The 12,786-nt window shown below is 45.3% G+C and carries 12 protein-coding genes and 1 pseudogene; 7 read left to right on the top strand and 6 right to left on the bottom strand.

Annotated features, from left to right (window positions below):
- Positions 1-40: 40 nt before the first annotated feature.
- A complete protein-coding gene (locus AB4307_RS03025) occupies positions 41-1,702 on the bottom strand; it encodes a methyl-accepting chemotaxis protein (RefSeq protein WP_102429235.1) in 1,662 nt (553 codons plus the stop codon).
- Positions 1,703-1,977: 275 nt separating this feature from the next.
- On the opposite strand from AB4307_RS03025, the gene AB4307_RS03020 reads away from it, so the two are divergent.
- The 5 genes from AB4307_RS03020 to dgcA all read left to right on the top strand — a co-directional run bounded on the left by AB4307_RS03020 (position 1,978) and on the right by dgcA (position 6,558).
- Complete coding sequence (locus AB4307_RS03020) at positions 1,978-2,490, top strand: RNA methyltransferase (protein WP_017061674.1); 513 nt, start codon at positions 1,978-1,980, stop codon at positions 2,488-2,490.
- 87 nt (positions 2,491-2,577) lie between these two features.
- Positions 2,578-3,414 (top strand): SGNH/GDSL hydrolase family protein, encoded by an 837-nt coding sequence (locus AB4307_RS03015; protein WP_017061675.1) that lies wholly within the window; start codon positions 2,578-2,580, stop codon positions 3,412-3,414.
- A 95-nt stretch (positions 3,415-3,509) separates the two neighbouring features.
- Positions 3,510-4,415: a LysR family transcriptional regulator gene (locus AB4307_RS03010; RefSeq protein WP_372131068.1), complete on the top strand. Its 906-nt coding sequence runs from the start codon at positions 3,510-3,512 to the stop codon at positions 4,413-4,415.
- A gap of 91 nt (positions 4,416-4,506) precedes the next feature.
- Positions 4,507-5,514, top strand: a complete 1,008-nt coding sequence (gene dgcN, locus AB4307_RS03005) for an N-acetyltransferase DgcN (protein WP_372131066.1) — start codon at positions 4,507-4,509, stop codon at positions 5,512-5,514.
- Positions 5,515-5,571: 57 nt separating this feature from the next.
- Positions 5,572-6,558 (top strand): N-acetyl-D-Glu racemase DgcA, encoded by a 987-nt coding sequence (dgcA, locus tag AB4307_RS03000; RefSeq protein ID WP_372131064.1) that lies wholly within the window; start codon positions 5,572-5,574, stop codon positions 6,556-6,558.
- Positions 6,559-6,652: 94 nt separating this feature from the next.
- On the opposite strand, the gene AB4307_RS02995 is transcribed toward dgcA, so the two are convergent.
- From AB4307_RS02995 to AB4307_RS02980, 4 genes are all read right to left on the bottom strand, one after another.
- The gene (locus tag AB4307_RS02995) at positions 6,653-7,441 is read right to left on the bottom strand and encodes an HAD-IIB family hydrolase (RefSeq protein ID WP_372131062.1); all 789 of its coding nucleotides are present in this window, start codon (positions 7,439-7,441) and stop codon (positions 6,653-6,655) included.
- Positions 7,442-7,518: 77 nt separating this feature from the next.
- On the bottom strand, positions 7,519-7,674 hold the full coding sequence (locus tag AB4307_RS02990; RefSeq protein ID WP_017061679.1) for a DUF3012 domain-containing protein: 156 nt from the start codon (positions 7,672-7,674) through the stop codon (positions 7,519-7,521).
- A gap of 240 nt (positions 7,675-7,914) precedes the next feature.
- Positions 7,915-8,271, bottom strand: coding sequence for a ribosome hibernation-promoting factor, HPF/YfiA family (gene hpf, locus AB4307_RS02985; protein ID WP_017061680.1), 357 nt, complete (start codon positions 8,269-8,271; stop codon positions 7,915-7,917).
- Between the two features lie 337 nt (positions 8,272-8,608).
- Positions 8,609-8,866 (bottom strand): hypothetical protein, encoded by a 258-nt coding sequence (locus tag AB4307_RS02980; RefSeq protein WP_240800840.1) that lies wholly within the window; start codon positions 8,864-8,866, stop codon positions 8,609-8,611.
- A 57-nt stretch (positions 8,867-8,923) separates the two neighbouring features.
- Between AB4307_RS02980 and AB4307_RS02975 the strand changes: the two are divergent.
- Both AB4307_RS02975 and AB4307_RS02970 read left to right on the top strand, forming a co-directional pair.
- Positions 8,924-9,151, top strand: a pseudogene (locus tag AB4307_RS02975) (hypothetical protein); the annotation flags it as partial.
- A gap of 413 nt (positions 9,152-9,564) precedes the next feature.
- A complete protein-coding gene (locus tag AB4307_RS02970; RefSeq protein WP_372131060.1) occupies positions 9,565-10,995 on the top strand; it encodes a YfcC family protein in 1,431 nt (476 codons plus the stop codon).
- Between the two features lie 121 nt (positions 10,996-11,116).
- Here AB4307_RS02970 and glgC read toward each other — a convergent pair whose 3' ends face one another.
- Complete coding sequence (glgC, locus tag AB4307_RS02965) at positions 11,117-12,337, bottom strand: glucose-1-phosphate adenylyltransferase (protein WP_017064925.1); 1,221 nt, start codon at positions 12,335-12,337, stop codon at positions 11,117-11,119.
- Positions 12,338-12,786: the final 449 nt, after the last annotated feature.

Genomic DNA, 12,786 nt, shown 5'->3' with positions numbered 1-12,786 from the left:
TAATTATCGTTTGATTACGGCTTACTAGACCGAAAATGTATTAGACGGTGAAGCGATCCACCAAGTGATACAGCTCATTTGCACGACTGTTGAGGTTTTGGCTACCTGTACGGTTTTGATTCGCGAGTTCTGCCGATTGTGAGCTTTGGTCAGAAATCACCACGATGCGTTGAGATATTTCTTGTCCTACAATATTTTGCTGTTCAGTGGCTGTCGCAATAAGCGAGTTCATGTCCATGATGGTATCAATCGACGCTTGGATCTTCGCCAGTGCTTTGGCTGCGGCATTCGCTTCTTCCACGGTTTGCGCACTTCGGTTTTGACTTGAATCCATCGCTTTCACAGCAGCATCTGAGGCAGCTTTAAGTTGCTCAATCATCTTGTGAATGTCGCCAGTGCTTTCTTGAGTACGGCTTGCCAGTTTACGAACCTCATCGGCAACCACAGCAAACCCACGACCTTGTTCGCCTGCACGTGCAGCTTCAATCGCGGCATTCAACGCGAGTAGGTTAGTTTGCTCGGCAATGTCTTGGATGACCGCCAATGAAGAGGAGATGTTTTGTACATCGCCTTCTAAACGAGACACCACGGTGTTCGCTTCTGATACTTCGCTCGCTAGGCCTGCCACCGAATCTGCAGCTGCGTTTACGATCTGTTGCGCTTCTTTTGCATTGCCCTCTGCAAGCTTGGCGGAATCCGCCGCTTGGCTAGCGTTGCTCGAGATCTCTTGCGCCGTTGTGGTCATCTCAGTCATCGCTGTTGCAACTTGTTCTGTCTCTTCACGTTGCCCTGTAGCAATCTCGTCGACCTGCGCAGCACGAGAAGACATGTTAGATGTCTCGGCTACGACTTGCTGACCGACATCGCTTACGCTGCGAATGATGGTTTGCAGGCTTGCCACAAAGGCATTGAAGTTCTCGCTGAGTTTTGTGAACTCGGGCGCTTTGAAGGTTTCCATTCGAGCGGTTAAGTCAGCTTCGCCACTCGCGAATGCGCTGATTGAACGATCAAACTGCTCGAGTGGTTGCATGATGGTACGGTTGACGGCAACGGCAAACACAGCAACTACTAGGGCAATCAAACCACAGAATATAGCGATGGCCGTCAATGAGCTTTGTAACGCAGCATTTGAGCTCTCTTTCATCTCTGCGATGACCGCATCGATGTCGTCAGTATAGAAGCCTGTACCTAGCATCAAGTCCCACTGGGGAACGAATATCGAGTAGCTCAGTTTCGGTAGGGCTTCGGATTGACCAAGTTTTGGAAAGTAGTAGGTGGTGAATTCACCAAGCTTTGAGTTCTTGATCAAGTCACGAATCAGGTAGTTGCCTTTTTTGTCTTGCAGGTCGTAGTAGTTGTTACCAATACCATCGTTGTTTTGTCCAACAACCACTCGAACGCCTTTAGAGTCGTAGCCAAAGATGTAGCCAGATTCGCCATATTCGAGTGTTCTTAATGTTGGTAAGGCTTCTTCTAATGTTGCACCTCTATCCAAAAATGGGCTGATCGAAGAGTAGGCCATTTGTAGATACGCTTTGAGTTCCTTTTCTTTCATCGCCATCATATTGCTACGCGTCGATTCAACTTGCTGTGCGGTTAGCTCGGTGCTCTTCATATACGTCACGCTCATCATGCCAATTGCCATTAGTAGCAACGGAATGAAAGAGAGAATATAAAGGCGGTTTTTGATGGTTAGGGTCATGTCACGCTTCCTGTGTGATTATCTCATGCAATTTTCAACACATTATTAATGTGGTTTTAAAATGTAAATGGACTTGTTGTTGAATTGTTATCCAGAAATGTTTTTGTTTTATAAACATGATGGCGGTTAGGTTTTTGACGTTAGAAGCCTTGCAACTAGGGGCTTAATGATAAAAAGAGCGGTTTGTTACGATGCTTTTGAATTTGGCGCTGCTTTGGTAGAATGCGACGCTTTGTAGCACCCTGCTATGTCTATTCGTTAAGTGAGAAAGATTCATGAACAAAAGCCATGTGACTATTGGTTTAACTAACCCAAAGAGCCCGACAAACGTTGGTGCTGTTATGCGTGCGGCTGGTTGTTACCAAGTCGACGAAGTTAAATACACAGGGCAACGCTACGAAAAAGCCGCAAAATTCCACACCGATACTAAGAGTGCTGCGCGTACTATCCCGTTGACTGGTGTTGAGTCGTTTTTAGACAATCTTGATCCAGAAACTAAGATCGTTTGCGTAGAACTCGCAGAAGGTGCAACACCACTACCGCGTTTTAAACACCCAGAAAATGCCATTTATATCTTTGGCCCTGAAGACGGCTCTATTTCTCAAGATGTCGCCGACAGAGCCGATCATGTTGTGTACGTACCAACAGTTGGCTGCATGAACTTGGCAGCGACAGTGAATGTGCTGCTTTACGATCGTCTTGCTAAATCTGATGAAATGGATGAGAGCAACGAACTGATTAAGAAAAGCCGTGATAACCGTAACCATCTGCTAATCAAAGAAAAGTAATTCTCTGCTTCTAGTGTTATCTATCCCGTACGCAATCGGATATTATCTTGAGTTCATCATCAGATAATTGAAGGGTTAGATAACACCATGGAAGACAAGCAATTACTTGCCGCGCTACAGCAACACTCTGTCCTCGATCTCTATCAGTTATTCCAAGAAGTTGGTCAAAACCGCTCTTTGTATGCATTACTAGAGAGGTTATCTTCCCTTAAAGAACATCATCAACTGAGTACTCGTCTTAGCCCTTTTAAGCCTCATATCGAAGGATTGCTAGCTCAATTTGATAGCGCCACGCCAGATAGCGAGATCCTCAAGGCAGTCGCTCTTCAGTCTGAGATTCAGCAACGAGGCCACAGTATGAGTCGTTACATCATGACATCAGATAACCATCGCCATTTTTCCCCAAGTGCAGACCTAGTCATGTTTGGTGATTCGATCACCGAATGGGCCCCGTGGGCGGATATCTTTCGCGATGTTTCGATGGTCAACCGTGGCTTAGCGGGTGACACCACAACTGGCATGTTGCGCCGTATTGATACCACGTTGAATGTGAAGCCAAAGCTGGTGTGTTTTATGGCAGGGATAAACGATTTAGCTCAGGGTTATGATGTCGACCATATCTACCAGAACTACATTGATATGCTTAAGGTGTGGCAAGAAAATGAGATTCGCATATTGGTGCAATCAACGCTTTATGTTGGCTCTAAACTGCAAGGTTTAAATCCGTCGGTTGAACTGCTCAATAGCAAGCTAAGCGAGTACTGTACACAGCAAGGCATTGCGTTCTTAGATGTGAATTCAGTATTGTCGCCTAATAAGCTGTTGTCGAACAAGTACTCGTGTGATGATCTGCATTTGAATGCGAAGGCTTATCAAACTTGGGCTGAGATACTTCAACCTACGATAGCTGAGCTACTAAAATAGACTCACGCAAAACGCTAGCTAGACCGATAAACAGCTTAGCTAATACAAGAAAAGCCAAACCCTAGATTTGTTTCGCGAACCATAAGGACATCAATGTGAACCTAAGACAATTGGAAGTCTTTTACGCCATTATGCAGACCGGAACCGTATCTGGAGCCGCGCGCAGCTTGCATGTGTCGCAACCAAACGTGACCCGTATTTTGGCGCACACGGAGCAACAACTTGGGTTTGGCTTATTCGAACGAGTTAAAGGGCGGTTGGTGCCAACGGTTGAGGCAAAAACCTTACTGCCAGAAGCGGAAAAGGTGTATCAGCAATTGGGGCAATTTCGATCTCTGACCAACAAAGTGAAGCAAGGCCATCAGCATTTACGCATTGGTGCGCCGCCGATACTGGCGACTAAATTACTAACTCAGGTAATCGCCCAAATGTCTCGCGAGCAAAATGGCAGTAAGCAAGAGCTCTCTTTTGAGTTGCTGACTGCAAACCGTGATGAGCTGTGTGCTGGGTTATTAAAGCATGAGCTTGATATTGCTATCGCGTTTGGCGATGAAGCACCGCCTGCGATATTAAGTGAAACGCTATTAACCGAATCACTAAAGGTTTTGGTTCCTTCCAATACGGTTGATCATTTCCCCGCGGAATTAACGTTAGATGATCTGATCAATTATCCGCTGCCAATCATCGGGCTCGATAGCCGCGATCCATTAGGCCTCCTGTTACATCAACGCCTTATTGCACGTGAGCAGCATTATCACCACCCGATATCTGTACGTGGGTATAGCGCCGCTGCGGAACTGGTCAAGCACCAAGCGGGGTTTGCGATTGTTGATCCGTGGACGGCAGAGCAATATCAAAATGACGATGCGGTCTGTGTGTTGCCGCTTCAACCAGACATCCAATTTTCGGTATCGATGCTTTGCGCAGAGCACACCCCTCAGTCGATTTCCGTTAAGCAATTTATCGCTTCATTGAAAATCCATACTCACCCTATAACTTAAGGTTATAGGCTCGCCATAAATAGGCATTCGGCAGCTTCGAAGTTCTTAATTAAAGTAAACCCATACAAGGGCTTATTAATTAGGAATACTCATGTCGATCGCTCAACCTTACCTTCTTTTTCTTGGGGATGTTACTGACCCACTCGCTGCAAAAACAGCTCGCGGTATTCATCAATGGCGACCAGAAATCTGCCTAGGTCAACTGCGTTTAACGGGTGATACCGTTTCACTGGGCTTAACGGATATGACCCTGCAAGAGGCGCAAGCGCAGGGCGCGAAGACGCTAGTGATTGGTACCGCAAATCCGGGTGGTGTTATTCCTGATTCTTGGCAGTCAACCATTATGGCCGCTGCAGAAATGGGATATGAGATTGCATCTGGCATGCACCAACGATTGAGTGAATTTTCACCGCTTTCTGACATGCAGCAACAAGGATTGACTAAGCTTCATGATGTACGCCATTTTGATGGTTCTCTAAAGGTTGGTAACGGTAAGCCTCGTCAGGGTAAGCGCCTGCTTACTGTCGGAACAGATTGCTCAGTAGGCAAAATGTTCTCGGCATTAGCGATTGAAAAATCGCTTAAACAAGCGGGAACATCTGCTCAGTTTAAAGCGACAGGGCAGACCGGTATTTTGATTGAAGGCAGCGGAATTTCGATTGATGCGGTGGTTGCGGATTTTATTTCCGGCGCGGTTGAAGCGATTAGCCCCGATTTTACCGACCACGAGTGGCACATCATTGAAGGGCAGGGTTCTTTGTTCAACCCTTCGTTTGCAGGCGTGAGTTTGGGGTTATTACATGGCGCACAAGCCGATGCTTTGGTGTTGTGCCATGAAGTCGGGCGACCACATATTCGTAACCTTCCTCATGCTCAATTGCCAAGCATAGAACAGACGATTGAAGCCAACTTACAAGCGGCACGACTGACGAATCCAGATGTGAAATTGGTTGGCATCTGCTTGAACACGTCGGCAATTAGCATTGAAGACGCTGAGACATTATGCCAAGAATGGACCACACTCTATCAAGTGCCCGTGACGGACCCTGTGCGTTTTGGTGTACAACACATTACTGATCATTTGCGACATTCACTTTAACGACTACATCATTTCTACGTTTCCATTTGTTAAAGCGAACATCAACCGAGTGAAATTATGAAGATTACAGCAGAACCCATTACTATCGCGATGCAAACGGCTTTTCGCATCTCTCGTGGCAGCCGAACTGAGTGTCACGTTGTTCGTGTTTATATTGAACATGATGGCAAACAAGCTCAGGGAGAGTGCACCCCTTACCCACGATACGGCGAGTCATCGGAGTCTGTGTTAGCGCAAATCCAACAAGCGTCTAGTGCTCTTGAAGGTATGTTTGAGCGAGGCGTTACCGATCCGGCAGAGCTAAGAGATCATCTTCAGTCTTTATTGACCGGAGGGGCAGCGCGAAATGCGGTCGATTGTGCGCTTTGGGAGCTTGAAGCCAAACAACATGACCAGGTCTTCCCAAATAGCCTGTTTGAGTTACCGAATCAAATCGTGACAGCAATGACCGTCTCGATTGGCACTCCAGAAGCGATGGCGACTCAGGCTCGAGACTATGTCGCAAATGGAGCGAAACTCTTAAAAGTGAAGCTTGATGGAGAGCAAGTGGTAGAGCGTGTTCGCGCGGTACGAGAAGCTGCGGCAGATATTCAGATTGTACTGGATGCCAATGAAGCGTGGACGGGGCTGAATCTCGAAGAGTTGTTTAATCAACTGGTAGAATTTGACATTGCGATGATCGAGCAGCCGTTACCCCAACAGCACGATGCCTCATTGGCGCACATCAAGCACCCGATACCACTGTGTGCTGATGAAAGCTGTCATACCACTTCGCAACTTTCATCTTTGTTAGGCAAATATGAAATGGTCAACATCAAGCTCGATAAAACAGGTGGTTTGACCGAAGCATTGGTACTTGCTGAAGAAGCTCAAAGGCTAGGATTTACGCTGATGTCGGGTTGTATGCTCGGTACATCGCTGGCGATGCGTGCAGCTCTGCCTATCGCCGTTCAATCTGAAATCGTCGACCTCGATGGCCCAGTCTTACTTGGTCAAGATGTAGCACCATCACTGACTTATCGAGATGGGATGATTATTCTCTAAGTTCGTTGAGCCCGTTTAATCGATGGACATGACATGAATGAAATCGTATGAGTGAAAACTTGTGCGATTTTTGCTTCAAAGTCTGAGCGATTATCTAAATTACTTCACTTTTAAGCCTCAGCAGCGCATCCACAAATTCTGCAAACCCATAGCCACCAGGCTGCGACATGACCCTGCTTGGATGGTGCTCTAGCTTATCCCAATAATGTTGAATGTTTGCCACGCCAACGGTAAGTGGAAGTGATTCGAACATCTGCTGATCATTCATTGAATCGCCGACATAGCAGGCTTGATTGTGGATTTGCTCAAGCGATAAGCCTTTATTAGCCAGGAAACGGTGCACGGCGTTTTTCTTTGAGTGTTCGCCGTACCAAGCGTTGATATGAATCGAACTTGCCGTCGCGTGTGCGCCTAAAGCGTGTATTCTTTCGAGTACCGCTTGAACAGTTTCAGGATCAACAGGCTTACGGTTTTGGCCGATATCAATCGCGACCTCACACAAGCGGTAAGATTGATCCAAAGTTAGCGAGAGGTCGGGGTAACTCAACAAGATCGCTTCAACTTCTTGTTTTAGCTTTGTTTGGTTCTGACGCGCTTGTTCTAGCGGTGTTTCAGATGAGAGTTGTAATGCACCATCTTGCTTCTCTAGTAAGAAGGCGCCGTTCTCTCCTAGCACGGCATCGACAGGCCAAAGCTGCGCAATATGGTCACACCAACCAGCACAGGCTCCCGTTACAGCGACCACTTTGATTCCATTGTCTCTCAGCTTTTGTAACGCAATCAGGGTTTCTGGAGGGAGTGAACCTTGCCAAGTGAGCGTGTCATCGACGTCGGTTAATACCCATTCGATGTGCTTCCAGTTGTTGTCTAGTTGGTGTTCCATTAAAACTCACTTATTCCATGGATTGTTTACACAGAGCGTATTAATTCAGCCCAATGTAGAATTAGAAGCTAACGTGATTAGAAAATACAGTGTTTAGCAAAATCGCCCGCTTCATTAGCCGTCCAGTCACCTTTAGGCTTTTCTTTCATATCCGCACACCAAGCTTCACTGCCAACCTCGGTACAAGCCATTAATTGAGTAGCAAGGAAAAGTATCAACGCGATTTTCTTCATAATAAACATTCCGTTGTGGTCTAAATTTCTGCTTATAACTGTATCAAATCTCACAAGTGATTGTTATAGCTGCTAAGAACTTAAGGGCGTTAATAATGATGTGGGGTTGAGCTGAATTCGAGGGACGGTAAAGAAGCGAAGGTTTGCTTGGCTTTAAGATCGAAAAAGCCAGCAACGTATGCTGGCTTTGAAATTCTTAATAAGTTTCTATTCGTTATTTCGCTTTAACTACTTATCGATTTATACCAATTTCATCTCTTGGATGATGTCCGAAGCAATCTCTGGCTTCGTGCTTGTTGGTTTCTCGTGTAGGTCGGCTTTCAATTGTCCCTTACGGTTACTTAGGCCAGCTTCAAGTTTCTTGAGTGCTGCAGCGATAGCTGGGTACATAACATCGTCTGTCGATTTTGCTGTTACTCGTACACCTTCGTAGTTGGTGAATACTTCAACCTGATGTTGACCGTGTTCTTTAGTAATGATGATGTCGCAACTGATCAGTGATGGGAAATGGTTAGATATCTTCTCGAATTTACCTTCGATGTCTTTGCGTGACTCGTCGTTAATTGATACATGATGTGTTTGAACATTTATTTTCATAAATCATACCTTTCCAATGACTGTGTCATTTAAACGTAGCAAACATCGGATAGATTAACCAACTGAGAATTAGCACATGTGTGATTGACTTCAGTGTTATCAAATATTCTCTTGTTACTCCCTTGAAAGTCCGATGAACTGATCGCATATTATGTTTCGTGTTTTAAAGACATGTTCAAAAAAACTCCATCCTTGATAATTTGCGCTAACCTACAGCGAATTCCCAGTGAATCTCTCTTTATCGGTTTTATAATTCCGAACTTGTCACTCCATTGATTTTCTTTCCAGCTCACTCACTTTTTCTTCTTTGATTAAAAACTCAGCTTAAGTTACTAATTTATAGACACTCAACTGCCCACTCCATATTGAAGTGAAACTCTCCTGCTGTGAGTTGAGACTCGGGTATGGTAATGCGTGCTCGAATATCGACTTCTTTATTGGATGCCAGTTGATCGACAGGAAATTCGACGCCCTGACGCCAATAATTAATGTCACCTTCATAGCGAACCGGCATTTCGACTTTGAATCGCACAAGTTCTGAAATGCGAGACTCATCAATTGAGCCTAGATCAATATGTTGCAGTTTGAGCAACAATCGAGAATCTTTGCGATTGGACTCAAGCTTAAGCGTTATCGCTCGGCCATCGTATTCTCGGCCACTGAATTTAAGCCGTTTAAGCGTATTAAAACCATCAAAGCCATTAAGATTGATGCAGAAATGCTGGAGCTGTTAGGCAGTGAAGATGGCAACACGGCGATGATCAAAGTGAGCTGGGATGAGAAGGGAATGAAGGTCTATAAGGATGGCTACTTAGCGGATTATGAGTACGGGATTGCCCCTCATGAGATGCAAGAAAACTACGAATTAGCACCTAAGTAACTCGATTCGATTGCAGAAAAGCGCCTTACTTATTAGTGGGCGCTTTTCTTTTGCTCACCAAAGCATGACGAAACTCACACTTTTCTGACAATTAATGACTCGTTGTGCTAGTATGCGCCGCTTGTCTTTGTAATTGATAAAAAACGCATTACCAAAACAGACTTTTCTGTTTACCTGCTTGTAATGACCTCATTCAGTTTGGCCTGACTTGGCTGAACATCTGCATTTTGCTCGGACGCAAAGAGAGTAGTTCTCACTACTTCACTATGTACATTTGAGAGCACCATCTATCAAAGGCCTTTTTGAAACAACCTAAATTAGCGCGAACTTAGTTCAGCGTGAAGGGTTTCGTTTTTCCAAAAATCCCTCCGGCGGCTAAGTGAACCTTAGTTGCTGACAAATAAGGAGTCTATATGACGACTACGGTATCTACATCCGTACCTACATCTCAAGCTGCTAACGCAGCGCCCACAGAGAAAGAAGTAAACCACCCGTTTCTCTCTTTGGTTATCATGGTGATCGTTGCTGCAATTGCAACTTACTTCATCCCTGCTGGTGAATTCGAGCGAGTGGTCATGAATGGCCGCACGGTTATCGACCCAGACAGCTACACACAATTGACCAGCAACCCAACAACATTAGCCTCTTTTTTCGAATCATTTTTTAAAGGCTTCAAATCCGCTTCTGGCGTGATGGGCGTTGTGGTATTTGTGGGTGGTGCTTTTGGCATTATCAAACACATGGGCTTGTTAGACGCATCCGTTGTTGCACTAACCACTAAGCTAAAGAAGCAAGGCTTGTACGTAATTGCGCCTGTGATCATGACGGCGATTTTCTTCAACGTTACCTTCACCGGTATGCGTGAACTTGATGTCATTTTCATCTCTTTGATGATCCCGATCTGTATCAAGCTTGGCTATGACGCGATTACGGCACTTGGCGTTGTTTTACTGGCAAGTTGTGCCGGTTTCGCGGCCGCTTTGGCTAACCCATTCTTTACGGGTATTGCACACACTATCGCTGAACTGCCTATGTATTCAGGCATGTGGTACCGCTTTATTGTTGGTATGTTCATGTTGTTAACGGGTGCATGGTATGTGCTTAACTACGCGCGCAAAGTTAAGCAAGATCCGACCAAAGGCTTGTTACACGGCACGGGTTACCACTATGAATCAAATGTTGAAGCGAAAACACTGACCACACGTGAAAAGCTTGCGGGCATCGCGTTCTTGGGCGTATTCGCATACATGATCTTCGGCACGTTGACGATGGGGTTCGGCTTCACCGAGATTGCGGGTGCATTCGTGGCGATGGCTATTATTCCGGGTTTGGTGGCGGGTTTATCTCCGAACAAGATTTGTGAGTACTGGACCAAAGGTGTTAGCGACGTATTGATCGCGGTACTGATCATCTTTTTTGCTCGTTCAGTGCTAACCATTATGGAAGACGCGAAGATTGTTGATTCTATTATCTTCTATCTTGCACAGATCATTTCTGGTAGCTCTAAACTTGTGGCAGCAGCAGGGATCTACTTCTCGCAGGCTACGATCAACCTGTTCATTCCATCGGGCAGTGGCCAAGCGGTGATCACCATGCCAATCATTATTCCGTTGGCAGATATTGGTGAAGTGACTCGTCAAGTGGCGGCACTGGCTTCTCAATTGGGTGATGGTATTTCTAACTATATTTACCCAACCAATGGTGGCTTGTTGGCGGTATTGGCTATAGCAAAAGTACCTTACACCAAGTGGGTTCGTTTCTTCTTACCACTGTTCTTGTTCTGGTCGGTAGGCGCTTTGGTTTCTGTTGTGATTGCTCAAATGATTGAGTTAGGGCCTTTCTAAGGTTTCTGTTTAATCGAATACATGGACAGTTAAGGCTTAACTGAAGCTGTGTGAATAAATAAGAAGGCAGCGAATTCGCTGCCTTTTTTCGTTTCAAGCAAAGCTATTCCAACGTTAAAGGTTACTCTTCAAATTGGTAAGAAGAGGGCACCACAATCACGCCTTGTTTTGATATGTGGAAGCGTTTCGCATCGGCAAGGCCATCAAGACCGATCTGGGTTCCGTCAGGCACCTTAACGTTCTTGTCGATGATGCAGTTTTGTATGTGGCAATTTTTTCCAATCTCAACATCTTCAAACAGAATACTATCAATCACAATCGCGGCATTGCTGACTTTCACTTTCGGGAAGAAGATTGAGTTTTGCGCCGAGCCGCCTTCAATTACAACGCCATTCGCTATCATCGAGTTGATGAATATTCCTTGATTACCTTCAACTGAAGCAATGGTTCGTGCGGGTGGCAGCTGCGGTTCGTAAGTACGAATCGCCCAATCAGGTTGATATAAATCGATAGGCGAAGCTGGCTTTAACAGGTCCATATTCGATTGGTAATAAGAGTCGATAGTACCAACATCTCTCCAGTACGCATCTTGGGTCACTCGGCCTTCTTCATCCCCAAACTTGTATGCGTAAACACTGTTGTTGCCGACCAACTTAGGAATAATGTCTTTACCAAAATCGTGGCTTGAGTTCGGATCTTCGGCGTCCGCCAGTAGCGCTTGTGTTAGCACTTCTTTATCAAAGACGTAAATGCCCATTGAAGCCATGCTTCGAGTCGGCCTGCCAGGTACACAGGCAGGGTAACGCGGCTTCTCGGTAAAGTTATTGATCTCTAGAGACTCGTCTATCTCCATCACACCAAACTCTTTGGCTTCGTCAATCGAAACCTCCATGCACGCCACGGTTAGGTCGGCCTCGTTCTTTTTGTGTTGTTTGAGCATTGGCGCGTAGTCCATACGATATATATGGTCGCCTGACAACACCACCACATGCTTCGCTTCACTGCGAGAGAGCAAATACAAGTTTTGATAAATGGCGTCGGCCGTACCGCTGTACCAGCTATCACCTGTTCGCATTTGTGGGGGGACATTGGTGATGTATTCGCCAAGCTCGGGGTTAAGCACCGACCAACCATCTCGTAAATGTTTTTGTAAAGAGTGAGATTTGTATTGAGTCAGCACTAAAATTTGGCGTAGCCCAGAGTGTAAGCAGTTCGCGAGTGTGAAATCGATGATTCGATATTTGCCACCAAAGGGTACCGCAGGTTTTGCACGGTTATCGGTGAGAGGGGAAAGCCGAGAGCCAACACCGCCGGCCAGAACGATTGTTAGAGTGTCTTGCATGATCAGAACCTCAATGTATTTATGATTATGAACATAGACTTGCAAGCACTAAGCCAAATGTAACTCATTGAATATTATACGAGGCGAGATTGATTCTTGTTGTTCTGCACCAAAATGGTGCGCGTGAGATATTGGCTTGCTCTATTTTGATCCAAAAAAGATCCGAATAGAGTGAATTGATTGGATTAACAAAATGACGCACGGAAAAGCTGCATTACAAAACTGTCAATAAAATGAAGGAATAAAGTGATCGGGTCGATATAAATTTACATAAATAATCACAACTTTTCACAAATTGATTTCCATCAATAAAGTAGGGTTATTCTATGATACCTTGCACGCAAAATAAGAAATGATTACTCATTCACCAATAAAGATTAAGCCCCCCAAAGGAAATTATAATGAAAAAGCCAGTATGTGGTATTGCGGTTTGAAGTGACCCCGTAAAG

The organism is Vibrio sp. 10N.261.52.C2, from assembly GCF_041471425.1.
GTDB classification, from domain to species: Bacteria; Pseudomonadota; Gammaproteobacteria; order Enterobacterales; family Vibrionaceae; genus Vibrio; species Vibrio crassostreae_C.
This window is presented reverse-complemented; position numbering and strand designations above follow the sequence as displayed.